General features: G+C 61.9%; 22 protein-coding genes. 7 read left to right on the forward strand and 15 right to left on the reverse strand.

The features are described 5' to 3' along the window. Nucleotides 1-37: 37 nt before the first annotated feature. Complete coding sequence (locus C437_RS15845; protein ID WP_004518003.1) at nt 38-865, reverse strand: DUF7551 domain-containing protein; 828 nt, start codon at nt 863-865, stop codon at nt 38-40. Nucleotides 866-871: 6 nt separating this feature from the next. Next, nucleotides 872-2,032, reverse strand: coding sequence for an ABC transporter substrate-binding protein (locus C437_RS15850; protein WP_004518004.1), 1,161 nt, complete (start codon nt 2,030-2,032; stop codon nt 872-874). Nucleotides 2,033-2,175: 143 nt separating this feature from the next. On the opposite strand from C437_RS15850, the gene C437_RS15855 reads away from it, so the two are divergent. Beyond that, nucleotides 2,176-2,361: a DUF7836 family putative zinc-binding protein gene (locus C437_RS15855; protein ID WP_049919856.1), complete on the forward strand. Its 186-nt coding sequence runs from the start codon at nt 2,176-2,178 to the stop codon at nt 2,359-2,361. Here C437_RS15855 and C437_RS15860 read toward each other — a convergent pair. The 3 genes from C437_RS15860 to C437_RS15870 are packed head-to-tail and all read right to left on the reverse strand — an operon-like array spanning nt 2,358 to nt 4,999. Then, nucleotides 2,358-2,669, reverse strand: coding sequence for a hypothetical protein (locus tag C437_RS15860; RefSeq protein WP_004518006.1), 312 nt, complete (start codon nt 2,667-2,669; stop codon nt 2,358-2,360). The genes C437_RS15855 and C437_RS15860 overlap by 4 nt on opposite strands. 1 nt (nt 2,670) lies before the next feature. Further along, a complete protein-coding gene (locus tag C437_RS15865; RefSeq protein ID WP_004518007.1) occupies nt 2,671-4,254 on the reverse strand; it encodes an acyl-CoA carboxylase subunit beta in 1,584 nt (527 codons plus the stop codon). A 1-nt stretch (nt 4,255) separates the two neighbouring features. Continuing rightward, nucleotides 4,256-4,999, reverse strand: a complete 744-nt coding sequence (locus C437_RS15870; RefSeq protein WP_004518008.1) for a beta-ketoacyl-ACP reductase — start codon at nt 4,997-4,999, stop codon at nt 4,256-4,258. Between the two features lie 218 nt (nt 5,000-5,217). Here C437_RS15870 and C437_RS15875 point away from each other — a divergent pair, with 218 nt between their 5' ends. Genes C437_RS15875 through C437_RS15900 form a run of 6 tightly spaced genes read left to right on the forward strand, consistent with a single transcriptional unit; the run spans nt 5,218 to nt 12,969 of the window. Then, nucleotides 5,218-6,381, forward strand: coding sequence for a hypothetical protein (locus tag C437_RS15875; protein WP_004518009.1), 1,164 nt, complete (start codon nt 5,218-5,220; stop codon nt 6,379-6,381). 55 nt (nt 6,382-6,436) lie between these two features. Further along, complete coding sequence (locus C437_RS15880; protein ID WP_004518010.1) at nt 6,437-7,618, forward strand: extracellular solute-binding protein; 1,182 nt, start codon at nt 6,437-6,439, stop codon at nt 7,616-7,618. 1 nt (nt 7,619) lies between these two features. Beyond that, nucleotides 7,620-9,242 (forward strand): ABC transporter permease, encoded by a 1,623-nt coding sequence (locus tag C437_RS15885; RefSeq protein WP_004518011.1) that lies wholly within the window; start codon nt 7,620-7,622, stop codon nt 9,240-9,242. Next, a complete protein-coding gene (locus C437_RS15890; RefSeq protein ID WP_004518012.1) occupies nt 9,242-10,372 on the forward strand; it encodes an ABC transporter ATP-binding protein in 1,131 nt (376 codons plus the stop codon). The genes C437_RS15885 and C437_RS15890 overlap by 1 nt, the downstream gene beginning before the upstream one ends. Next, complete coding sequence (locus tag C437_RS15895; protein WP_004518013.1) at nt 10,369-12,375, forward strand: DUF7846 domain-containing protein; 2,007 nt, start codon at nt 10,369-10,371, stop codon at nt 12,373-12,375. The genes C437_RS15890 and C437_RS15895 overlap by 4 nt, the downstream gene beginning before the upstream one ends. Nucleotides 12,376-12,384: 9 nt before the next feature. Next, nucleotides 12,385-12,969: a gluconate 2-dehydrogenase subunit 3 family protein gene (locus C437_RS15900; protein ID WP_004518014.1), complete on the forward strand. Its 585-nt coding sequence runs from the start codon at nt 12,385-12,387 to the stop codon at nt 12,967-12,969. 32 nt (nt 12,970-13,001) lie between these two features. Here the strand turns inward: C437_RS15900 and C437_RS15905 are convergent, their stop codons facing one another. The 10 genes from C437_RS15905 to C437_RS15950 form a co-directional block, all read right to left on the reverse strand. Next, on the reverse strand, nt 13,002-13,715 hold the full coding sequence (locus tag C437_RS15905) for a dolichyl-phosphate hexose transferase (protein ID WP_004518015.1): 714 nt from the start codon (nt 13,713-13,715) through the stop codon (nt 13,002-13,004). 49 nt (nt 13,716-13,764) lie between these two features. Further along, on the reverse strand, nt 13,765-14,541 hold the full coding sequence (locus C437_RS15910) for a helix-turn-helix transcriptional regulator (RefSeq protein WP_004518016.1): 777 nt from the start codon (nt 14,539-14,541) through the stop codon (nt 13,765-13,767). 433 nt (nt 14,542-14,974) lie between these two features. Then, the gene (trmB, locus tag C437_RS15915) at nt 14,975-16,027 is read right to left on the reverse strand and encodes an HTH-type sugar sensing transcriptional regulator TrmB (RefSeq protein ID WP_004518017.1); all 1,053 of its coding nucleotides are present in this window, start codon (nt 16,025-16,027) and stop codon (nt 14,975-14,977) included. Nucleotides 16,028-16,220: 193 nt separating this feature from the next. Continuing rightward, nucleotides 16,221-17,597: an ABC transporter substrate-binding protein gene (locus C437_RS15920; protein WP_004518018.1), complete on the reverse strand. Its 1,377-nt coding sequence runs from the start codon at nt 17,595-17,597 to the stop codon at nt 16,221-16,223. Between the two features lie 275 nt (nt 17,598-17,872). After that, the gene (locus C437_RS15925) at nt 17,873-18,937 is read right to left on the reverse strand and encodes a glucose 1-dehydrogenase (protein WP_004518019.1); all 1,065 of its coding nucleotides are present in this window, start codon (nt 18,935-18,937) and stop codon (nt 17,873-17,875) included. Nucleotides 18,938-18,977: 40 nt separating this feature from the next. Beyond that, nucleotides 18,978-20,054, reverse strand: a complete 1,077-nt coding sequence (locus C437_RS15930) for a Gfo/Idh/MocA family protein (RefSeq protein ID WP_004518020.1) — start codon at nt 20,052-20,054, stop codon at nt 18,978-18,980. A gap of 29 nt (nt 20,055-20,083) precedes the next feature. After that, complete coding sequence (locus tag C437_RS15935; protein ID WP_004518021.1) at nt 20,084-20,287, reverse strand: hypothetical protein; 204 nt, start codon at nt 20,285-20,287, stop codon at nt 20,084-20,086. A gap of 1 nt (nt 20,288) precedes the next feature. Continuing rightward, nucleotides 20,289-21,485: an ABC transporter ATP-binding protein gene (locus C437_RS15940; protein ID WP_004518022.1), complete on the reverse strand. Its 1,197-nt coding sequence runs from the start codon at nt 21,483-21,485 to the stop codon at nt 20,289-20,291. A gap of 4 nt (nt 21,486-21,489) precedes the next feature. Next, a complete protein-coding gene (locus C437_RS15945; RefSeq protein WP_004518023.1) occupies nt 21,490-22,491 on the reverse strand; it encodes a carbohydrate ABC transporter permease in 1,002 nt (333 codons plus the stop codon). A 1-nt stretch (nt 22,492) separates the two neighbouring features. Further along, a complete protein-coding gene (locus tag C437_RS15950; RefSeq protein WP_004518024.1) occupies nt 22,493-23,473 on the reverse strand; it encodes a carbohydrate ABC transporter permease in 981 nt (326 codons plus the stop codon). Nucleotides 23,474-23,511: the final 38 nt, after the last annotated feature.

Below are 23,511 nucleotides of genomic sequence, written 5' to 3' on the forward strand. Positions count from 1 at the left end.
TATGTATTACGGTCTACTTGTAGAACGAAGAGAATGTTCAGACAGTCGTCGTAACGACCGACAGTCCTTCGGCGGGTTGGTCACCGGCCAGTGAGACGAGCAGCCGCCAGCCGTCCGCAGTTCGCTCCGCTTGTGCCATCTGTGGCGTGATACTCGTCCGACGCAGTAGCTCGACGGCAATCGGCAACACCGGACAGCGAAGGTCCGACAGTGACGGGCGATAGTTCTGTAATGTGATATATCTGGCACAGCGGCCGGGACCGGCGGCTGCGGGTTCGATTGCCGCCTCGTCGACAAGCCCCGCTGCTTCGAGGTCGGCGACGGCGTCCCGAACCGGCTCAGGACCGCTTGGTTTTCGCGGCAACTGTCCGGCGGCTTCGCGGAGGGTATCTGCCTGTACCTCCGGGTCGAGGTGTTCTGCGAGTGCCGTGGCCATGCTTTCGAGCATCGCCAGACAGAGGCGCTCACGGTTCTCAGTCTCCTCGGCCGCTTCGAGGTAGCTGTCGATGACTGCCTGCTCGACAGAGCGATGACGGCCCGACAACACCTCGAACAGCGCCCCGGCGACTGTGTGGCAGTACTCTGGAAGTGACGACGGCCCAGTCCTGACGGCGTCGGTCCCCCACGGCGCTTCACAGACGATGAGGCCGTGAACGGTGACACGTGGGTCGTAGCGCCGGAGAGCGCTCCGGTAGGCGGTCGCGACGCTGGCCGCTTCGGCGGCCGTCTCTCGGTCCGGGAACTGCATTCCCGACACCGGGAACGGCGGCGTTCCCGTTCGAGCGCTGACGATACGATACGGCCCGACAGCCACGCTGAGTTCCGAGAGCCTGTCACGGATGTCTGCGAGCGTTCGTCCGACCATGAGTCCTTACAGGTCTCCGGCGACGATGTCGGCGACGCGCTGGCGGTCGAATAGCTCCCGGTCCACATCGTACACCTGCGATGCGGCCCGCTCGGTGACGACCAGATTTGTTATCGGCCCCTGATACAACGGGCCACCACGGAACACGTTCCCGTTCTGTACTGCCGTCAGTTCGCTTCCGGTCTCATCCGATTCGAGGAAACTGACGACTGTGTCCTCGAACTCAGCTCGCGTCTTGGTCTCCTGTCCACGCAAGAGCAGATACTCGGGGTCGATGTCGAGCAGCGTCTCGAAATCGACTTTTCCCCGGTCGGAGTGGAAGTCCCGGACATCAGTCTCCGCGAAGGCGTCGCGCACCCCGAGGTCGCGCCACTGTTTGAAGCTGGTCCCGTCCTCAATGAGATATGGTGAGAAGCTGGTGGGCTCGTCGCTCCCGGCCCACATGATGGCTACCTCAGGCCGGTCGGAGTTTGCTTCCGGAACGATGTCGTCCAGACTTGTCTGGAACTCCTCGTGGAGGGACTGGAACGCCTCGAACCGGTCGGTCCGCTGGAATGCCTGAGACAGTTTCTCGAAGGCTTCGTACAGCGTGTAGTGGGTGTAATCGTGCCACTCGTAGCCGGTCGAGAAGATGCTGTTCCCGAAGAAGGGGGCAACCTGGGACTCGATTTCGTCGATATCCGACTGCTCCCAGGAGCCGCGGCGCTGCAGGAAATTCGGGTCCATGACGTGGATGTCGGCGTCGATTTCGTAGAACTGCTCCTTGCCGACACCGCTGTCTCCCCACAGCTCCTGAATCGAGTTCCCGTCGACACTGACGCCCGGGATCCCGTCGTAGTACTGGGTGTGGTACCGTGAGGGGAGCCAGACTCCCTCTGGTGCATCGAGGCCGAGCGCGATTCCCATATCGGCCCAGCTTCCGTTGTTTGCGACCCAGACCTCCGGCACTGACTCGAAGGTGACCTCGCCGACTGGCTCCATCGAGACCGCGTAGCCTGATTCGGTCGGTTCCGCGGTCGGAGTCGACTCCGCGGCCGACGTACTGGACTCGGCCGGTTCATCAGTCGTACCATCACTATTGGTCCCGGCCTCTGACTGCCCTGAACAGCCGGCAACGGCACCTGCCAGCCCAACACCGGCCGCAACGATGTACTCTCGTCGGTCCATGTGTTTTTAGGCTTGCCTAATTGGTTTAAATCTTCCCATATTTAGGCAAGCCAAAAGTTCCCTGAATCGCCAAACAGCACTACAGCCCCCGGCAGTGAGAATCCACACAAAGTATATCCGTGTGTGCTAACCACACACGGAATATGCAGGAGGCTTGGCTCCAACTGCAATGTCCGGCGTGTTCAGTTGCCTGGGAAGCGCAAGTGTCTGACCTCTCGGCTCCGGAGGCACAGTTCGTCTGTGACGACTGTGGGAGCGAGCGGTCGCTGTCGGAGTTTATGCGGACCGCCCGTGACCTCGAAGTGCTGCAGGAGTTTACCGAATCTTAGTACCGCGCTCGCGCCGCCGCCTTCCACTCCTCGCCGCGTTTGACGTTGGCTGGAAGGCGGCGTTTGCCTGCGCTCGCCACCCGTCCGGCCAGCGTCCACTCGTCGACGTATTCAGCTGTCTGTCGCTGTGCTGTCGCCACGGCGGCCCGTTGGCAGTCAGTCACGTGGGCGCTAATCGCGGCAGTGATAGCCGCTGCCTCTGCCTGTGATGCGTCCGCCGGTATCGACAGCGACAGCTCCGCCGGGTCCGCGCTGTCAGTGGGCAGCGCCGCCTCCGTGTCCGACTGTGGTGTATCCCGAGTCGCCATGTTACAGCGGGATGTTGCCGTGGTCTTTCGGCGGGGTGTCCTCACGCTTGCGCTCTAAGAGTTCGAGGTCCTGAATGAGGCGCTTGCGCGTGTCCTTCGGTTCGATGACGTCGTCGAGATACCCCCGCTTTGCCGGTCCGTACGGATTGGCGAACTCGTCGCGGAACTCGTCCATCAGCTCCTGACGCCTAGCGTCTGGATCGTCGGCCTCCGCGATTTCGTTCCGATAGAGGATATTGACCGCCCCGCGGGGACCGAGCACCGCCATCTCCGAGCCGGGCCAGGCGTAGTTCACGTCGCTGCCCAGGAACTTCGAAGACATGACGATGTACGCGCCGCCGTAGGCCTTCCGCACGACGACCGACAACAGCGGGACCGTCGCCTCAGCATATGCGTAGATGAGCTTTGCGCCCCGTCGGATGATACCGTTGTGCTCCTGATCCGTGCCGGGCATGAATCCGGGCACGTCGACGAGCGTGAGAATGGGGATGTTGAACGAATCACAGAAGCGGACAAACCGGGCCGCTTTCTCCGCCGCATCGATGTCCAGCGTTCCCGCGCTCACGCGTGGCTGATTGGCGACGACGCCGACCGACTTGCCGTCCATCCGAGAGAAGCCCACGACGACGTTGCGCGCCCAGTTGCCGTGGACCTCGAAGAAGGAGTCTTCGTCGACAATCGAGTCGATGACCTTCGTCATGTCGTAGGGCTTGCGTGGGGCCGACGGAACGATATCAGTCACGCCGGGGATTTCCCGGTCAGGGTCGTCCCACGGCTTGACCCGCGGCGGGTCCTCCATGTTGTTTGCGGGGAGGTACGACAGGAGGCGGCGGATATTTTCGAGTGCTTCCTCCTCTGACGGGTACGAGAAGTGAGCCACGCCGGATTTGGTGGAGTGCGAGCCCGCGCCGCCGAGTTCCTCTTTCGACACCTGTTCGCCGGTCACCGTCTCGATGACATCCGGCCCGGTGATGAACATATGGCTGGTGTCCTGCACCATGAAGGTGAAGTCAGTCAGGGCCGGGCTGTAGGTCGCGCCGCCGGCACACGGCCCCATGATGGCCGAAATCTGTGGGATAAGTCCGCTGGCTTTGGTGTTGCGCTCGAAGATCTTGGCGAAGCCGACGAGCGAGTCAACGCCCTCCTGAATGCGTGCGCCACCGGAGTCGTTGAGTCCGATGACCGGAACACCGTTCTCGATTGCCCGGTCCATCACCTTACAGATTTTGTCGGCGACGACCTCGCCGACCGAGCCACCGAGCACGGTGAAGTCGTGGGCGAACAGGAACACCTTCCGACCGTCGACCTCACCGTAGCCGGTGACAACCGCATCACCGGCGAAACGCTTCTCCTCCATGCCGAAGTTCGTCGACCGGTGTTCGACGAACGGATCAACCTCGTTGAACGTGCCGTCGTCGACGAGAAAGTCGATGCGCTCGCGGGCGGTCATCTTGCCTTTCTCGTGCTGGGACTCGATACGTGCTTCACCGCCCCCGAGTTCGGCTTCGGCTCGTTTCTGTCGCAACTCTTCGACTGCGTCGTCAGGCACCCCAGTCTCGTCCTCTGGTTCTTCCTGTTGACTCATCCTACCACTCCATCCCGCCGTTGACACCAAGTACCTGTCCTGTCATGTAGCTCGATTCCTCGCTGGCAACGAACCGCACGATACCGGCGATGTCTTCGACGCGTGCGAACCGGTCGAGCGGAATCTCCCGTAGAATCTTCTCCTGAACGCGCTCGGGCACCTCTTCTAACATATCGGTCTTGACGAAGCCCGGCGCGACGCAGTTCGCGGTTGAGCCCGTGTGTGCTAATTCAAGTGCAAGCGTCCGTGTAAATCCGAACAACCCGGATTTCGTCGTCGCATAGTTAGCCTGCCCGATGTTGCCCTGCTGGCCGACGACGCTAGAGATATTTATGAGTCGGCCGTGTTCGGCGTCGCGAATGTCATCGTAGAAGGCTTTTGTCCCGTTGAACACACCACCGAGGTTGACATCGATCACCGTCTCCCAGTCGTCACGGCTCATGTTCTCGAACTTCTTATCGATAGTAATACCAGCATTGTTGACGAGCACGTCCGCGGAACCGAACTCGTCAGCCACCCTCTCACGCATTGCCCGGACTTCCTCGAGTTTCGCCACGTCGGCCTGCGCCGTGATAGCAGTGCCGCCGCTTTCGCGGATGTCCTCGACGACGGCACGGGCTTCCGCCTCCGAGGACCGGTAATTGACGACGACGTTAGCCCCGTGAGCACCGAGATCTTTGGCGATGCCGCGGCCAATACCGCGTGAGGACCCAGTGACGACACAGGTTTGATTATCCAGGTTCATTTGTGATTGATAGGAGCCCTGTTGCTTCGTACGCTCATCACCTAATCTGGCAAAGCACAGCCAGATAATAGTTCTCCTAATACAACATTAAACGACAGATTTAGAATATAATGATATCCCTATTACAGGAGAAATGACGGCCAGAAGACAAACTCACGAGGGAAGCAAAGTGAGAACGCCAAATCTTTTAGGATGGCCTAAAGAGGTGGAGTCAGTACATGACAGCCGACATCTGCGTAATGGTGCCGACGATTCGAAATCACGAATGCATGCGGTCGTACTTCCAGAACGCCCGGGACCACGGCTTCGATCTCGACCGATTGTTCGTCGTACTCATCACGGAGGACTTCTGTGACACCGAAGCAATGGCACAGATGCTCGACGAGGAGGGCGTCGACGGAGCCGTCTACGACGGGACCGCGCGCGAGACGTGGTTCGAAACCCACGGCGCGAGCGAATACTCGCATCTTATCCCCGAAGCAAGTCACGCCCAGACCTCGTTTGGCCTCCTCTACATGTGGGCCAACGACTACGAGTACGGCGTGTTCATCGACGACGACACGCTGCCACACGAGGACGCTGACTTCTTCGGGACGCACATGGAGAACCTCGCCTACGAGGGCGAGATCGAGACGGTCAGCTCTGACGAACAGTGGGTCAACGTTCTCTACCAGAACGAAGACGAGCACGGCCTCTACCCGCGCGGGTACCCCTACGCCGCGATGGACGAGGCGGTCGAGACCGAAACTACCGAGGTCGACGACGTGGTCGCCTCACAGGGCCTCTGGACGAACGTGCCCGACCTCGACGCCGTTCGCATCCTGATGGACGGCGACCTCAAGGGACAGGCCCAGACCCGTACTAGCGGAGCGGACTTCGGCGAGGACTTCGTCGCCGCCGAGGGCCAGTACCTCACCGTCTGCTCGATGAACCTCGCGTTCCGCCGCGAAGTCATCCCGGCGTTCTACCAGCTCCCGATGGACGACAACGAGTGGGACGTCGGCCGCTTCGACGACATCTGGTCGGGTGTGTTCCTCAAGCGGGCCTGTGACGTGCTGGGCAAACAGATCTACAACGGCGACCCGCTGTGCGAGCATAATAAAGCGCCCCGTTCGACGTTCTCGGACCTCACGAACGAGGTTCACGGGCTCGAACTCAACGAGCACGTCTGGGAGATCGTCGACGATGCCGGCGCCGGTGCCGATTCCTACGCCGAGGTGTTCGATGCAATCGCCACGGCGATGGCCAACGGCGATTTCAGCGACTGGGAAAACGGTGCGTTCCTTAACTACTGCGGCGAATTCATGCTCGACTGGCTGGAATGTCTCGACGAACTGGACGCCGCTGCGGCAGAACAGGTCCCCGCGACCGCCGACGACTAGAAAGGCCTAAGTTGTTTAGGCAACCCTAAATCAAACAATGAGTGATTCTAACGATATGACGGAACGTAACTCGACGCAGTCACGACGACGCTTCCTTGCGCTGGGCGGTGCAACTGGCGCGGCAGCGCTTGCCGGTTGTTCCAGTATTCTCGGTGGTGGTGACGGCGGTGACGGTGGAAGTGGTGAAACTGATACCGGGGTCGGTCAGGTCTCCCTATCTGATTTCCGGGGCTCCGGCCCCTTAGTGGCACAGCGGGACGCCCCCGGCGGCACCTCTATCGAGGAGCTTCCGGACCTCAGCGGCGAACTGACGCTGTATCTCGGCGGTGGTGAAGGTGGACTGTATCTCGATCTCATCGAACTGCTCGAACAGCGGTATCCGGATTTCACGGCGAACCACCGGCTCGAAGCCTCCGGCGACCTCGCGAACACGATTATCGAGGAAAACGAGGCAGGTGCAAGCCCCGCCGACGTGTTCATGTCCATCGACGCCGGCTCGCTCGGTGCCGTGGCGAACGCCGGCGCGACCGCGAGCCTCCCCGAGGAGGCCCTTTCGACGGTCCCCGAAGCGTATCAGGACAGCGAGGGCCGCTGGGTCGGTATCGCCGGCCGCGCCCGAGCGATTCCGTACAACACGAACGAGGTCGCTGAATCGGATATCCCGTCGACGGTCCAGGAGTTCCCCGAGGCAGCCGCACTCGAAAACAGCATGGGCTGGGCGCCGAGTTACGGCGCGTTCCAGTCTTTTGTCACCGCGATGCGGCTCATCCGCGGCGACGACGAGACGATGTCGTGGCTCCAGGCGATGCAGGACCACGGTATCACCACCTACGACGACGAGTTCCGCGTCTCCAACGCCTGCGCCGACGGGGAACTCACCGCCGGCTTCGCCAACCACTATTACACGCTTCGAGTCCAGTCCGCCCGCGAAAGCTCGCCGATCGGCCTCGCGTTCACCGAGGGGGACGCCGGCGCGCTCGTCAACGTCTCGGGCCTCGAAATCATCAACGGAACCGACAACGCGGACCTGGCATCGAACTTCGTCCGGCACGTCCTCTCAGCTGAGGCACAGGAGTTCTTCGCCACCCGAACGTTCGCGTACCCGATGATTCCGGGCGTTGCACCGGTCGGCGACCTGCCGCGTATCGACGAGCTGAACCCGCCGGACATCAACCTGACCGAACTGGCTGACGTGGCCGGAACAGTCGACTTACTACGGGACGCAGGCGTCCTCTAATATGGGCACCAAGGACCGCTACGAGCGGCTTCGGGAGCAGGCGACGGCGTCGGAACGAGACTCGTCTCCGCAGACGCTGCTCGCAGTGGTCTCGCTCGCGATCTCGCTGCTGTTACTGGCACCGCTGGTCTGGGTGTTTCTCCGAGCAGGCGAAATCGAGTTCGCGCGTGCGATGGAACTGGTGACCAGCGACACGACTGTTTCGGTGACGCTGAACACGCTGGCGCTGGTGACTGGTGTCACCGTCGCGTCGATTTTCATTGGCGTCCCGCTGGCGATTCTCACCGCCCAGACAGACCTGCCGTTCAAGCGGTTCTGGACGATTACGTCCGCGCTGCCACTGGTCGTCCCGAGCTACATCGGGGCCTTCGCGTTCGTTTCGGCCTTTGGCCCCCGTGGCGTCCTCGCGGACCTACTCGCGCCGCTCGGTATCGATCAGATACCGACGATATACGGCCTGCACGGCGCGATACTTGTGCTGACACTGTTTACGTACCCGTACGTGTTCCTGACCACGCGCGCGTCGCTGCTGTCGTTCGACGGGACCGTCGTCGAGGCCGCCCGGACGCTGAATCACACGCGCTGGGAGGCGTTCCGTCGCGTCACGTTGCCACAGATCGCGCCGGGTATCGCCGCCGGCGCCCTGCTGGTGGCGCTGTACGCGCTTTCGGACTTCGGGACACCAGCGATTATGCAGTACGACGTGTTTACCCGGATGATCTACAACGAGTTCGGGGCCCGCCGACTGGACTACGCCTCCGTGCTTTCGATGCTGTTGCTCGTGATGGCGCTCGGTATCCTCGCTGTCGAGTCCCGCCTCAATGCCGGGCGAGACGGTGCCTACGTCAGCAGCGGTTCGCGCCGGCCCGGACTCATCAGGCTCGGGTACTGGAAGGTCCCGGCACTGCTGTTTTGCGGTACTATCGCGTCGCTGTGTCTGGTATTGCCGATCGGTATTCTGGTTCAGTGGCTCCTCCGGTCCGGGACGGGCTACAGTGGCGGTGGCTTCGCGTTCGATGCCGCCTATGCCTGGAACTCGGTCGGCCTTGCGGCCGCCGCGGCCGCCATCTGTGTCGTGGCAGCGCTCCCGATAGCGTATCTCTCCGCCCGCGGGAGTTCGGGCTTCTCGTCGCTTCCCGAGCGGGCCACGTACGTCGGCTACGCCGTCCCGGGTGTCGTGCTCGGTCTGGCGCTCGTGTATCTCGGACTCCGGTACGTCCCTTTCCTGTACCAGAGCGTCATCCTGCTGGTGTTTGCCTACGTGATTCGGTTCCTCCCGCAGGCCGTCGGGACGACTGAATCCTCGATTCTTCAGGTCGATCCGAGCTACATCGAGGCGGCGCGGTCGCTTGGCTACCACCCACTTTCGGCGTTTCGGAAGGTCGTCTTACCGCTCGTCGCGCCGGGTATCGCCGCCGGAGCCGCGCTGGTGTTCCTGACGACCATGAAGGAATTGCCGGCAACGCTGATGTTACGCCCGACGGGCTTCGAAACCTTCGTCACGTACATCTGGCTCGTCCAGGGTGCCGGCTACTACGGACAGGCTGCGGTTCCGGCTCTCGTGCTCGTTGGCCTTTCCGGACTCTCCATGCTGGTCATTCTTCGACGGGAGGACACAAGCTAATGTCTCGACAAACACGCACACAGCAAACATCGGACTTCGACGACGTGGACGCAGCGGTAGCCAACCCGAACCGGACCGTCTTGGAACTGGACGGCGTCTCCAAGGACTACGGGCAGGAACTCGCCGTCGAGAACCTCTCGCTCGACGTGAAAGATGGCGAACTGCTGACACTACTGGGGCCGTCTGGCTGCGGGAAGACGACGACGCTCCGGATGATTGCTGGGCTGGAACGCCCCTCGGGCGGGCAGATATCAATCGCCGATGAGGTCATCGCCGACGGCTCCTCGTTCCGGAAGCCCGAGGAACGCAACGTCGGCATCGTCTTTCAGGACTACGCCCTGTTCCCGCACCTCACCGTCGCCGAGAACATCGCCTTCGGCCTGACCGAGATGGACGAGGAGGCCGTCGGCGAACGGGTCGACGAACTGCTCGAACTAGTCGACCTCTCGGCCCATCACGACAAGATGCCGAGCCAGCTTTCGGGCGGCCAGCAGCAGCGCGTCGCACTCGCACGCTCACTGGCCCCGGAACCGGACGTCCTCCTGCTCGACGAGCCGTTCTCGAACCTGGACGTGCGCCTGCGCGTCGAGATGCGCGAGGAGGTCCGCAAAATACTGAAGCGGGCCGGCGTCACGGCCATCTCCGTGACCCACGACCAGGAGGAGGCCCTCTCGATAAGCGACCGCGTCGCCATCATGAACGATGGAACCATCGCTCAGATTGGTGACCCCGCGGAGGTGTTCGAGAACCCCGAGAGCCGCTTCGTCGCGAGCTTCCTCGGCCAGGCGAGTTTCCTCTCGGCCCGGGTGACCAACGACCGTATCGAGACAGGGCTGGGCTCGTTCGATGTCGAGTTGCTGAACGGGCCAGTCGCAGCGTACAACGGGGCAATGGTAGATGTGCTCGTCCGGCCCGACGACCTGCAGGCGATGCCGACAAACGAGTCCAAGGCCGACGGCTACGTCGTCCACCGCCAGTACAACGGCCCCTCGTTCGTCTACCGGGTCGAACTCCACAGCGGCGACGTCGTCCACTGCATGCACAACCACGTCGAGACGTTCGAACCGGGCCAGCCCGTCGAAGTTGATCTGGTCGCCGACCACGACCTGGCCTGGTATCCGACGGAATGACGCGGCTGCGCCGGCCGGGGGTACAGGCGGGGCTGGTGGCGCTGCTCGGCGGGCTCGTCATCTTCACGCTGGCCCACGTCGTCTTTCCACATCACACCACCAACCACGACGAGGGCGTCTACCTCCAGCAGGCCGCCATGCTGCTTGAGGGGCAACTGTTCATCTACCCGCCGGTCGAGGAGGCGTTCCGCCCATGGTTCTTCGTGGCCGACGGCGAACGGCTGTATCCGAAGTACGCGCCGGTTCCAGCGGCGATGTTCGCCGTCGGGAAACTGCTGGGCGGCTACCGCGTCGCGCTCGGCCTGATTTCGACCGGCGTGCTGGCACTGACCTATCACACCGTCCGCGAAGCCTTCGACGCACGAACGGGCGTGGTGGCGACACTTCTCATGTTCGGGTCGCCGCTGTTCCTCGTCGAGGCCTCGGTGTTCCTCTCGTACGTGCCGACGACGCTGTGGAATCTCGGGTTCGCCGCGGCGTACCTCCACGCCGACCGGACCGGGAGCCGAAAGACGGCGGCCTGTGCCGGCCTCGCTATCGGCATCGCCTTTTTCGCGCGGCCGTACACGGCCGTGCTGTTTGCGTCGCCGTTTATCGCCCATGCCCTGTGGTCACTTCGGACACGCGACCCGACACGGTTCACGCGCCTGTCGCTGACCGCCGTCGGCGGGCTCACCGGTGTCGCCGCGACGCTCGCATACAACCGCGTGGTCACCGGTTCCGCCCTGCTGTTCCCGTACGAAGTGTTCGCCCCACTGGACGGGCCGGGCTTTGGCTATCGGGAGATTCAGGGCTACTCGCGTGAGTTCACGCCGGCGATGTCGCTTGACGCGAACGCCGAACTCCTCTGGAAGCTCCTCACCCAGTGGGTCGTCGCCGGTCCGCTGGGGACAGTCGCCGCGGCCGTCGGCCTCGGTTCCGTCGTGCGCCGCGGGATAGACAGCCGACAGGCAGCGCTGGCCGGCGTCCTCCTGACGGTCCCGCTCGGCAACGGTTACTTCTGGGGCACCGTGAACATGCTCGGGGACCTCTCGGACCCGACAGACGGCTTGGTCACCTTTCTGGGACCGTTCTACCACGTCGATATGCTCGTCCCGCTTTCGGCCTTCGGTGCCGTCGGTGTCGTCGCCGTCGCCCAGCGGGCTCATCGGCTGGTCACCGAGCGGATCAGCGCCGACCGGGCGCGTCCGGTCCTGCTCGCGGTAGCGCTGTGTGGCGCGGCGCTTGGCGGTGGCGTGACCGCCGCGACAGCGGCCGAGCCGGTTTCGGACAACTACGAGACGACCCAGCAGTTAGCACAGGCCTACGAGCCCTTCGAGGAGCGCGACCTCGACGACAGCCTCATCTTGCTTCCGACGCCGTACGGCGACTGGCTCAACCACCCGTTCCAGTCAGTCCGCAACGACCCCGGATTTGACGGCGATACCGTTTACGCGATGCAACACCGACAGTTCGACGTGGTCGACGCCTATCCCGACCGGACCTACTACCGCTACGTGTTCCGCGGCGAGTGGGTCCCCTATCTGGGCCTGCCGGTCGAGCCGCGGCTCCAGCCGGTGTCAGTTGCCGAGGGCGGGACGGTCCGGACAGATGTGTCGGCGTCAGTTCCGGCGCAGGCCGAGCTGGTCTCGATGCGGCTCACAAGCGAGGACGAGAACGACTACGCGACCGTCACCGGCGCAGACAGGCTGAATCTGCAGCTCTCGATGGACCGGGAGCGGACGCGGCTCACCGGCGACGGAATCGACGAGCAGGTCAGCGTGCCGACGCCCGAAAACGGGACGGTGACGCTGGTCATGTTCGTCGACTACGGCACCGGCGCGGGGTTCGAGTACCGGACGGAAACCCCGGTCACCCAGACGGACGACGGCGTGCGGGCGCTGACGCCACGGCTCGAAGTGTGTAAGGATCAGCGCCGCTGCGGCGGCGAAGCAGCCTACGTGCCGGGCACACACCGCGACGGAATCAGCATGAACGCGACAACGACAGCCGAAGGGACGTGATACGCAACGATGACTGACTACGAACTCACCAGACGTGACGCGCTGAAAGCGCTCGGTGCGGCGGGTGTTACCGTTACCGGCGGCGCGGCGGCGCTCGTCTGGAACGAATCGGGAGACGATGAGACGGCCGATTCAGCCGAAAACGACACTGCTACAGCCGAATCAGAGTTCGGCGACCACGAGCGCGAGACGTACCGCGCCGTCGCCGCTATTGTCTATCCGAGCGAGGTAACGGGCGTACAGGAATTCGTCGACAGCTACGTCACCGGGCGAGTCGAGGCAGACCCTGAGCGGGCAACAGAAATGTCGACCGCCGTTGCAGACCTCGACGCGTACGCCCAAGAATGGGAGGACACAGTCTTCGCCGCGTTGGACACAGAAACGCAAGAGGAAACGCTGCGAGGCATGGGCGTCAAGGCCTCCGACCCGGACCCACATGGCGACCCGCGGCACCGCGTCCGCTACTACCTCGTCAACGATCTTCTGTTTGCGCTGTACAGTTCGCCGACCGGCGGAACGCTCGTTGGTATCGAGAATCCGCAGGGCTACCCTGGCGGGGCGAGTAGCTATCAGCAGCCACCGGACGAGCGGTAAGCCGGAGTCCGTCGCCGACTGCGTCGGCGGTGTTATCGGAACCGCTCTTCAAGCGCGACTCGGACGATTGACTTTGCGATGGCGGCCCCGCCGGAAAACGGATCGAGTTTCGTCTCGCCTTTCCGCTCGTCGTACTCGATGGGGCGCTCACGAACGTCGTATCCGCGCATCAGCGGCCGCATGAGCAGCTCCGCCGAGAGTCCGGTGTTTTCCGTCCAGACGATCTTCTGGAGGACGTCGCGGCGGTACGCGCGCATTCCGGTGGTCGTGTCGTGGACGCGCTTGCCCATGAGGACGCTTGCAAGCAAGGCGAACAGTTCGTTCCCCAGTTTGTTCATCGACGGCATCTGTTCGGCCCCGTAGTACAGCCGGTCGCCGCTGACGACATCGGCCCCGTCGTTTATTTCTGCGAGGAAGTCGGGGAGACGTTCCATCGGATACGTGTCGTCACAGTCCGTCGTGACGACGACCGGTCGATCCGGCGTCAGCACGGCTTCGCGGACCGCCACACCGTATCCCTGCGGTTCCTGTTCGATGACTGTCGCACCGTGTTCGCGGGCGATCTCCGGCGTCCGGTCGCTGGAGCCGTCGACGCAGACGACCTCGGCACGCCTGTCGGTCACCGCCGCGATATCGTCGAGGACAGTGCCGATTGCTTCTTCCTCGTTGTACGTCCCCATGACGACTGCGAGGTCGTCAAACGTGTACCCGGCTGAATCGTCAGCCCGTGTGCCCTGAATAGCCATTGCTCATCCGTCAGCACCCACGGTTCTTGAATGTTTAGGTTTACCAAAATCAGTGATCAGCGAGATACATTTCTATCGGGGTTGCATCCGCCCAGAGATGCGCGAACAGGTCCCGTGCCCACGAAATAGCGCCATCGGTTTCGGAGACAATCTTCGCCGACGGCCAGGCCCCGTCGAGTTCTGGAAGCGTCAGGATCATCCAGTCGTCGGCGACGGCGAGTGCGTACGGGACTGGCGTGACGCGAACAGTCGTCTCCTCGTAGCGATTCATATCGAGGGAGACGGACTCCTTGTCGCGCATCTCGTCGATTACAGCACAGCTGACCACTAGCCTCGAATCGGCATTGTCTGGCATAGCCGCCTCGTATTCGGGGTGGTACACAGGCGAGACCACATCGCAGCTCCGGACGCTCTCGACGCGAGTGACGACCTCGCGGACGGGGCGGTTGATATCGGTCTGTGTGCCACGGATGACCGTGTAGTCGTCAAGTTCAGGCAGGCGACACCGGAACGGCTGCGGTAACACTGACGTATCGTGAGACTCCCAGTACCGGGAGTCGACGGCAAAGAGTTCCTCAAGCCGCCGTTGGCGGTGAATCGTATCTGCCACGAGGCGGCCGGTACCGGTAAGTTGCCACCCGTCATCCATCGATGTGACCAGACCGCAGCCTTCGAGATTCGAGAGCGCATCGTAAATCGCTGATTCGCTTGCAGTCACCGCTGACAGCAGTTCGTTGGTGGCCTTGGCTCCGGGACATAGCGAGCCGATGATGTCCGTCCGGACGGACGACGTTCGGACGTACTGTATTAGCGATTCTACGCCCATACTGTCCCCATACTGTGTAGCTCATATTTTTCCCACATATCAGTTTCCATTTGTAATGGAATTCTCTTTGGATAGGACACTATTCTCTCGGGCATTGGATATTATTGCAGCCAATGTGTCCATCTTTTTTATCGCTCACGACGCAGTGACTGTTGCTGTCCACCTAAGGCCACGTCCCCGCTGAACGCAATGGAGCACGTTGGTCTTGTGGAGTTGCCACGTTCGGGTCAGGCGATGTCGTGCCTCTGACATATGTCGCCAGCCCGAAGGGTCATGCAATCACCGTGGGTTGCCCATCCACGGTGCTCATTGTCTCCGCTGTCGACTCGTCCAGTTGCGTCCTCGTAACAGAGACTACCGTCCCTCAGTTCCGTCTCGCCCGTCCGCGCACGGGCAGTCATCGTGAAAAACAGCCACAACCGACGGTATCGAATCAGTTCTCGGGGGGTTCGTCCGTCCCAATCCGGATCTCGTACGCTTCGATATCTTCGAACGCAGCGACTTGGCCACCGACTTCGACTGGCCCGTCGGCCGTTTCAACGACCAGCGTCGCGACCTCGCGGTTCGAACTGAACGACGCCTGGTCTACCTTGCCCTCGACGACTCGGTGGTCGCCCGTCTCGACATCCCGACCCTCGATGGTCGCATAGAACTCACCGTCCAGCGTCACCAAATCGGAGATACAGCGTCTGATCGTCCCGTAGCGGCGCGGGAACGGCAGCCCTTCTCCGTCACTAGCAATCGTTTCAGCAGTCGTCCACAGCACCGTGTTGAGGAACCCGGACACCAGGAACCCGAGTTCCGACCGGTTGAAGATGACGCCGTATCGGTCCGTGTCACCGCGGACGCTCTCACGGGTCGCGTACATCGAGTAGTTCCCGTCGGCGACGGCGACGACCGGCGTCGTGATACCGCGGCGTGCCTTCACCGTAGTCGCGATGGATTCGTAATCGAACCGTGCCGGGTCGGGGGCGTCCACCTCCGGCGAAATGAGGATTTCGATAGCGATGCCGGACTGCTTCCGAGCCGCGAGTCTGTCTTCGAACCGCTCCAACAGGGCTGGGGTCAGGGACAGCGTCAGTTCGTACTCGGCCGTCTCGATGATATCTTCGAGGTACCGGAGTATTGTCGGCCGGGATTTAACGAGCGAGACGGCCTCGGGCTCCCGTGCGGGGGCTGTGTAGCGCGAGGACAGGTCGTCAACGAGGTCATCGAGTGAGTCCTGTATCCCCTCGAAGGCTTCCCGCGGGTCGATAGCCAGGACTTTCATCGGCCGGGACTCCTTGAGTTCAACCAGCCCGACGTCGCTGAGGCTTCGAACCGTATCGTACACCCGCGGCTGTGGAATGTCCGTATTCTCCGATATCTCCGACGCTGTCAGCTCGCCGTGTTGCAACACGGCCAGGTAGGCTGAAATCTCGTACTCGCCGAGATTGAACCGCGCAATTACCTGTTCGAGCGATGCTTCCAAGTCGTCACTAGACATGGTTGGGCGTTTGCGAGTCGAGTACTAAGAACTTCGGCACTCTATTCAGCAGACAGTTTCAGGATCGGTCGCGTGTGTCTGCCACTGTTCACTGTCCTGTCACAGCGGCTGCTTACCCTGTGACTCCGATTGTTCGAGTCGATTCGCCAGTTCGAGTCACCACGGCGAAAAAATGTGCGCTGTCGGTGCGGTGTTAGTAGGCGTTGGAAATCTGGGAGACGACGTCCGCGGGCGAAGCACCGGAGTTCAGCGATGAGATAGCGGACTCGAGCGAGGACTTGACTGCCGGCGGTGCGGCCAGGCCGTGTGCGACTGACGGCGGCTGGGCATCGCTGTTCTGGAAGTCCTCTATCTGGTCCTTGGAGAAGTCGTTGAACGGGTCGGTGTTCACGTCAGTCCGTGGCGGAATCGACCCCTTCTTGGGGTTGAAGATTTCCTGTGCCTCAGTCGTACCGACGAACTGGCACCACAGCGTGGTCGCTTCAGGCGACGGGTTGTTGACCGGATACGGGAACGAGTCCATGTTGAGCGCGTAGTTCCCTTCGGTTCCCGGGAACGGGACATGGTCCCACTCCTCACCATAGGTGAGGTCGTTCGTGATGTACGTTCCGGCCGCCCAGTCACCCTGGTGGAGGAACGCCGCTTCGCCGTTGATGACCTGATTGTTGGCCTCGGTCCAGGAAATCGAACCGGCGTCGCTCGGGATGTAGTCGAGATAGGCCTGTGTGGTCTCGACTGCTGACTCCAGCGCGTCGCTGTTGGCGTCGACTTCACCGTCGACGAAGATAGCGCTGTAGGTCTCGGCGTCCGTTTCGCCGAGGAGAACAGTCGCGAACATCTGGAAGCTGGACCACGGCGCACCCGTCTGGTGTGCCATTCCGGTGTAGCCGGCGTCGTCGACCGTCGCTAGCGCGTCGACGAGGTCAGACGGCGTTTCGATGGATGCCGGGTCAACTCCGGCGTCTTCGACGACCTCGACGTTGTAGAAGAGGTTGTTGATCCGGTGGATGTTGAGCGGCACCGTCACGTAGTTTCCGGCAGGCTGGGCCGCGTCTTTGACACCCTGAAGGTACGCGTCCTCCATGCTGTTCTCTGACCACACTGAGTCACCGATATCCTTCAGCAGGTTCGCATCGGTGAAGGGGAGCAGATTGTTTCCGGGCCAGGCTTGCCACGTACTCGGGTGGTTGCCGTTTTGTACCCGTGTCCGGATGTTCGCCTGCAGGTTGTCACCCGCACCGCCGGCGATGAGGTTCTCGTCGAACGGAACGTCCGGGTGCTGCTCTTTGAAGGCCTCCATAACGGACTGAATCGCTTCCAGTCCGTCGCCTTCACCCCACCAGTGGGCGACTTCAAGTGTGCTATACTGCGAACCGCTGTCAGTACTGCCGCCGTCACTGCTGCCGTCACCACTGCTGCCATCGCTACCGTCACCACTGCTGCCGTCGCCGCTGCTGCCATCACCACCGTCACTCCCACCGCAGCCAGCCAGCGAGGCCGCACCTGCTGCGCCAGCAATCCGAAGAGCGTTACGCCGCGTCAACCGTTTATTTGAATTGTCGTCAGTCATGGTTGCACCAATACCTCATAATTCCTTATTGAAGATTCGCACTTAATACTTCTGTATAGGGAAAGTCAGCATTTGACATTCGGGTCAATCCCGGTAAATCATCCATATTTCCCGATTTTCCGTGTTTGAGCGGTGGAACAAATTAATCATATGTGAGTAAATACCTAGCTAATTTACATCTATTATCTTATATGTCCCCGAAATCACCCCTGTAAGAAGGGGTATATCAAGCCCATATTGCGACAAAAAGCTCGGGCGCGGTTCGACCCGGGGACTTACAGCGAATCGAACTCGACGACCGCTTTTATCTGGTCATCTCCATCTTCAAAGGCGGCCTCGACATGCTCCGGGTCGGTAACCGTCGTGACCAGATCGTCGAGCAGCCACTCCGGAAGCTCCTGTAAGGTCTCGACGGCGTCCTCGAAGTGCGAGACGTGTGAATTTACCGTCCCGATGAGACACTTGTTGTGCAGGACGATTTCGTTGTGCAGCGAGCCGCCATCGACTTCAAACTCCCATGGCTCCGGGATACCGAGCAACACGCCGACCCCGTTCTGGTCGAGCGCCTTGACGGTCTGGAACGCGTGCGGGGCGAACCCGGTCGCCTCGTAGATGTAGTCCATCGCCTCGTGTGCGTCCGGGAGTTCGTCTACTGGCGTCTCACGGGAATCGACGTACGTGCTCCCGATGTCATCGATGATGTCGACCGTCGGGTCGGGCCGATCCCGCCGGCCGACACAGTAGGTCCGGTCGTACTCCTGTTCGAGCATCCACAGCGTCAGCAGGCCGAGTGAGCCGTTGCCCAGCACGCAGGCCGATTCTGGTCGCCAGTCGAACGGTTCCCGCGTCGCGTACGCGTGCTCGTTCGCCTTTTCCGTGATCGAAAGCGGTTCGACGAGGAAGCCGTACTCCGCGACTGACTCGGGGACCGGGACGAGGAAGTCCGCCGGCGACGTGAAATACTCGGCCATGAAGCCGTGGTCGCCGACGATGCCACGTTCCGTGTACTCACCGTCCGGAGCCATGTCGGGTTCGCCCCGGCGGAAATACTCGTTCGTTTCGCCGTTCGGCTTCCGCCGGACGGTCGGCGCGACGACCTGCCCCGTCTCAAGCCCCGTGCCATTGGGCTCTTCGACGACGCCGACCGCCTCGTGTCCGAGAACCATGTGGTCTGTCCCGTCGGGAAACCCACCGTGGGAGCCGTTCAGGACTTCGTGGTCTGTGCCGTCAACACCAACGCGGAGGGTCCGGACAAGCGCCTCGCCCGGGTCAGGCGACGGTCGCTCCCGCTCTAAGAGCTGTGGGCCGTCGTCGTCCCGCGTAACACCAATCACTTTCATGCCAGGCAGAGAGTGAGAACACTGGGGATTAAGTCTTTCTTCAGGTCTCTGTCTCGCTGACGGTGACCGCCGCGCCAGATTCGCTGGAGCGGTAGATACCGTCCATCACGCGCTGGACCCGCAATGCCTGCTCGACGGTGTTCACCGACGGTGGCGTCCCGTCCCGGACCGCCGAGACGAACCGTGCCTGCTCTTTTCGCTGTGGGTCCGATTGCTGTGTCTCGATGTCGGTCGTCCGATGATGCATCCGGCCAGTGTCAGCCGTTTCGAACAGTGCCAGCGACTGGTCTGTGAGGTCGAGTTTCGCGCCCGCGTCTGTTCCGCGGACATAGTACGCCTGACTGTCCGGCCGGTTCGCTGCCCACGCAACCTCTAGAGAGATTGTCGTGCCGTCATCACAGCGGATGAACGCACTCGCGGAATCGTCGACGCTGAACTCGTCTGCACCCTTGTCCTCGCCCCACATCTGGACGTAGGCATACTCCTCGTCGACGCCGAACTGGGCGCGAGTGTCACCGGACACCTCGACGACTTCCGGGTGGCCGGCGACGTGTAGCGACAGGTCGATAGCGTGAGCTCCGATGTCGATGAGCGAGCCGCCACCGGCCACGTCGTTGCGCGTGAACCATGACCCTCGTCCGGGGACGCCGCGACGCCTGATGTAGTTCGCTTCGATGTGTGACACCTCACCGATGTCGCCCGCGTCGCGGTAGCCCACGAGCGTCTGGACCGGGTCAGCAAACCGATTGTGGAAGCCGACCATGCAGAACCCGTCAGCCGCGTCAGCGGCCGCGGCGATTCGCTCAGCGCTTTCGAACGTGTGCGCTAGCGGCTTCTCGACGAGCACGTCTAGCCCCGCTTCGAGCGCCGCCACGACGTACTGCTCGTGGTAGCTGTTCGGCGTCGTCACCAGCACGGCATCGACCGTCTCAAACATCGCCGCGGCCTCCTCGTACACTGCCGCGTCGTACGTCTCGGCGAACCGGCGGCGCGCATCGGCATCGATGTCGACGCCCGCCGTTATCGAAACCGGCTGATCGAGCTGGCGGAGATTCGTACAGTGGATGTCCGCGATGTTGCCCAGTCCGACGATGCCTATCCGAACTGTCTCAGTCATTGTTCTCGAAGACTGCGCCCGGTGTCGGGTTAATACAACTGCTTTTCACGCTCTTCGCGTTCCTCTTCGTGTTCTTGCTTTGCCTTCTCGCGGCGTCGGCCGCGCCGATACTGGATGATGCCCGGGACAATCTTGTTTTTCAGGTCCAGGATGAACGACACGATGCCGTACGCCCAGAAGAAAAACAGCACGAGCATCCCGCTCCAGTACAGCATCGCGAGATGACTGCTCATATCAGTCGTCGGTCTCCACTTCGCTGCCGGCAGCCGTGCTGCCCGCCTCGTACGGAATGAGGTCGTGAACAATCGCCTCGCCGCTGGCTGAGTCGAACAGGTGAACGTTTCGTCGGTCGATGACGACCCCGATCTCATCGTCCTCTTCGAGATCAGAGTCGGGGTCGATGCTCATCAGTAACTGGTCGTTCGTCGCCAGTTCCTGCGACATCGACGTCTCGCCCTCACCCAGCAGGAGGTAGGCGAATATCTCGTCGCCCATCGGTTCGAGAATGTCGGCTTTGGCAGTTATCATTCCCGACGGGTCCGGGACCTCCGACTTGAGTTCGCCTGGATAGATGTCCTCCGGGCGAATGCCGAGTGTCACGCTGTCACCCACTCCGACGCCCTCGATAGACGACGGATTGAACTCAAGATCGAAGTTCGGCGTCTCCAGCGCGTTCTCGGTGACTTGCCCCTCGACGAAGTTCATCGACGGCGAGCCGATGAACCCGGCGACAAAGAGGTTGTCCGGCTCGTTGTAACAGGTCAGTGGCGGGTCGATCTGCTGGAGCTGCCCCGAATCAAGGACGGCGATGCGGTCCGACAGCGTCATCGCCTCCTCCTGGTCGTGGGTCACGTAGATGATGGTCGTGTCCAGTTCCTTGTGCAGGCGCTGGAGCTCCGTCCGCATGTGGACCTTGAGCTTCGCGTCAAGGTTCGCCAGCGGCTCGTCCATCAGGAACACGTCGGGCTCGCGCACGATAGCGCGGGCGATGGCGACGCGCTGGCGCTGCCCGCCGGACATCTCTTCGGGCATCCGGTTGAGCATCCCCTCTAGCTGGACAATGTCAGCTGCCCGCTCGACCCGGCGGTCGATCTCGTCCTGTGGGTAGTCCCGTAGCCGCAGCCCAAAGGAGATGTTGTCGTACACGTCCATGTGCGGGAACAGCGCGATGTTCTGGAACACCATCGCGATGCCGCGGTCCTTCGGCGGGAGGTTCGTCACCTCGCGGTCGCCGATATAAATCTCACCCTCGGTTGGGATGGTGAGCCCGGCGATGGTCTCCATCGTCGTCGACTTCCCACAACCGGATGGGCCGACGAAACAGATGAACTCGCCGTGGGCGATGTCGAGGTTCATGTCGTCGACCGCGGTGACCACGTCACCCTGGTCGTCGTAGCGTTTCGTCACGTGTTCGAGTTGTACTCGTGCCATTGTGTTACTCCTTGAGTGCGCCTGAGGTCAGTCCGCTGACGATGCGTTCCTGTGCGACGATCACGAGGATGACGACGGGGAGGACCCCGACGATGCTCGCGGCCGCCATGAGGTTGAACTGCGTCGTGTACTGGGTCTGGTAGCTGAGAATTCCGCCGACGATAGGCGACCACTTGGCTGCCTCCGGGGAAGTCGCCATAATCGAGCTGAAGAAGTACTCGTTGTAGACGGCGATGAACGTCAGCACGGCCGCGGTCGCCACGCCCGGCGCGGACAGCGGCATGATGACGCGGAACAGCGCGCCCAGTCGTGTCGTTCCTTCGACCCGGGCGGCGTCCTCCAGCCCGTCCGGAATCTGGCCGTAGAACGTCGTCAGGATGAAGATGGACAGCGGCATGAACAGCGCGCTGAACGGCAGTACCATCGACCCCGGCGTGTTCAGCAGCCGCGGTGGGGTAAACAGCGGAATAGACGTAAACGGTACCGTAATCGGCGCGTTGCCGGCGAACGCCTGAAACAGCGGGATGACGAACGCGGCCGGCGGGAAGTAGCTGATCGCCAGAATCCCCAGCATCAGCAGTGCGCGGCCGGGGAAGCGGAGCCGCCCGAACACGTAGCCGGCGAGACTCGCCACGAACAGGACGATGACCGTCGTCGTGACCGCCAGCGCGAAGCTGTTCAGCATGTACAGGTGGAACGGCACCTGTTCGAAGACCGTGACGAACGCGCCCGGGTTGAAGCCTTTCGGAACCGGGAGCGGGAACGTTCCGCTGACGCCAAAGAGATCCACAGTCGGGAGGAAACTGCCCGATAGCAGTCTCCCTTCGGGGGTCACCGCCAGCACGACGAGCCAGTAGAAGGGGAACAGCGTCGTCACCAGGAAAAACACCATCGCCGCATAGAACAGCGCCCGGTACACTTTCTCCGGGTCCTGGATGGCGCTCTGGGTCCAGCGCTGTAGCGGTCCGTCGCTTGGCTGCTCCTGGGTGTCAGTTGGCGTCGCCATGTTAGATCGCGTCCTCCCCTTGCCAGACGATGAGTCCCATCACGACCGCCCCGATGATAGCGGCCGTCACAAACGCGATAGCCGCGGATGTCCCTTCACGGGTGGTGAACGTTGCGACAACCATACACGACAGCGACGGCACAACAGTACAGCTCGACACCGTATCGATGATGCCGTACACCCGCATCGCCTGCACTGATCGGAACAGTACGGCAACGCCGATAGTCGGCAGGATGAGCGGGAACGTGATGAGCTTGAACTGCTGCCACTTCGTCGCGCCGGCGACCTTCGCCACGTCGTACAGGCCCCGGTCGATGCTCTGTAGCCCCGCCAGAATGAGCAGGGCCATGAACGCCGATGTCTTCCAGATGTCGGCGACGATGATGATGAACGTCGCACTCGCCGTGTCGTTGAGCGTGTTCGTCGGCGCGAGCAGTCCGAGGTCAGCAAGCGGTGGCGTCAGGAACCCGACATTCGCGTTGAACATCAGGAAGAAGATCATCCCCTGAATGACGATTGGGACGGCCCACGGGATGATGATAGCCGCGCGAATCCACCGCCGGCCGTAGAAGTCCTGGTCGAGAATGAGCGCCTGCCCAAGGCCGATAAGCGTCTCGAAAAGCACGCTCACGACGGCGAAAATTACCGTGACGACCAGTGCGCTGTTCAGCATCGCGCTCATGCTAAACCCATCGGGGAGGAACGTCGTTCCGCCCGGGAGGAACCGGTTTTTCTCGCCGGTGAACAGCTCGATGTAGTTTCCAGCGCCGACGAAGGTAGTGCTCGAAAAGTCCGCCGAGAGCTTGAACAGCGACAGCTCGAAGGTCCGCAACAGCGGGTACAACGCGACGATACCCAAAAGCACGAACACGGGTATCAACAGCAGATACGCGTACTGCGTGTCGCTGAGGTTCTCCATCCACCGCATCACGCTGACGAGTGCCCCCGAGCGTCTGGATTCACGGCCGGTTTCTGTGCTCATTTGGTTACCTCCGTCCGTCGTTTGAATGTGTCATGGTA

Origin of the sequence: Haloarcula vallismortis ATCC 29715 (assembly GCF_000337775.1) — an archaeon.
Taxonomy (GTDB): domain Archaea; phylum Halobacteriota; class Halobacteria; order Halobacteriales; family Haloarculaceae; genus Haloarcula; species Haloarcula vallismortis.

Bases quoted from the DNA above. Each gene is read 5' to 3' on its own strand.
- C437_RS15880 (WP_004518010.1), top strand. From the start codon at position 6,437: ATGACGGAACGTAACTCGACGCAGTCACGACGACGCTTCCTTGCGCTG.
- C437_RS15850 (WP_004518004.1), bottom strand. From the start codon at position 2,032: ATGGACCGACGAGAGTACATCGTTGCGGCCGGTGTTGGGCTGGCAGGT.
- C437_RS15910 (WP_004518016.1), bottom strand. From the start codon at position 14,541: ATGGGCGTAGAATCGCTAATACAGTACGTCCGAACGTCGTCCGTCCGG.
- C437_RS15940 (WP_004518022.1), bottom strand. From the start codon at position 21,485: ATGGCACGAGTACAACTCGAACACGTGACGAAACGCTACGACGACCAG.
- C437_RS15945 (WP_004518023.1), bottom strand. From the start codon at position 22,491: ATGGCGACGCCAACTGACACCCAGGAGCAGCCAAGCGACGGACCGCTA.
- C437_RS15885 (WP_004518011.1), top strand. From the start codon at position 7,620: ATGGGCACCAAGGACCGCTACGAGCGGCTTCGGGAGCAGGCGACGGCG.
- C437_RS15930 (WP_004518020.1), bottom strand. From the start codon at position 20,054: ATGACTGAGACAGTTCGGATAGGCATCGTCGGACTGGGCAACATCGCG.
- trmB (WP_004518017.1), bottom strand. From the start codon at position 16,027: ATGTCTAGTGACGACTTGGAAGCATCGCTCGAACAGGTAATTGCGCGG.
- C437_RS15855 (WP_049919856.1), top strand. From the start codon at position 2,176: ATGCAGGAGGCTTGGCTCCAACTGCAATGTCCGGCGTGTTCAGTTGCC.
- C437_RS15900 (WP_004518014.1), top strand. From the start codon at position 12,385: ATGACTGACTACGAACTCACCAGACGTGACGCGCTGAAAGCGCTCGGT.
- C437_RS15870 (WP_004518008.1), bottom strand. From the start codon at position 4,999: ATGAACCTGGATAATCAAACCTGTGTCGTCACTGGGTCCTCACGCGGT.
- C437_RS15905 (WP_004518015.1), bottom strand. From the start codon at position 13,715: ATGGCTATTCAGGGCACACGGGCTGACGATTCAGCCGGGTACACGTTT.
- C437_RS15895 (WP_004518013.1), top strand. From the start codon at position 10,369: ATGACGCGGCTGCGCCGGCCGGGGGTACAGGCGGGGCTGGTGGCGCTG.
- C437_RS15875 (WP_004518009.1), top strand. From the start codon at position 5,218: ATGACAGCCGACATCTGCGTAATGGTGCCGACGATTCGAAATCACGAA.
- C437_RS15890 (WP_004518012.1), top strand. From the start codon at position 9,242: ATGTCTCGACAAACACGCACACAGCAAACATCGGACTTCGACGACGTG.
- C437_RS15865 (WP_004518007.1), bottom strand. From the start codon at position 4,254: ATGAGTCAACAGGAAGAACCAGAGGACGAGACTGGGGTGCCTGACGAC.
- C437_RS15920 (WP_004518018.1), bottom strand. From the start codon at position 17,597: ATGACTGACGACAATTCAAATAAACGGTTGACGCGGCGTAACGCTCTT.
- C437_RS15845 (WP_004518003.1), bottom strand. From the start codon at position 865: ATGGTCGGACGAACGCTCGCAGACATCCGTGACAGGCTCTCGGAACTC.
- C437_RS15950 (WP_004518024.1), bottom strand. From the start codon at position 23,473: ATGAGCACAGAAACCGGCCGTGAATCCAGACGCTCGGGGGCACTCGTC.
- C437_RS15925 (WP_004518019.1), bottom strand. From the start codon at position 18,937: ATGAAAGTGATTGGTGTTACGCGGGACGACGACGGCCCACAGCTCTTA.
- C437_RS15860 (WP_004518006.1), bottom strand. From the start codon at position 2,669: ATGGCGACTCGGGATACACCACAGTCGGACACGGAGGCGGCGCTGCCC.
- C437_RS15935 (WP_004518021.1), bottom strand. From the start codon at position 20,287: ATGAGCAGTCATCTCGCGATGCTGTACTGGAGCGGGATGCTCGTGCTG.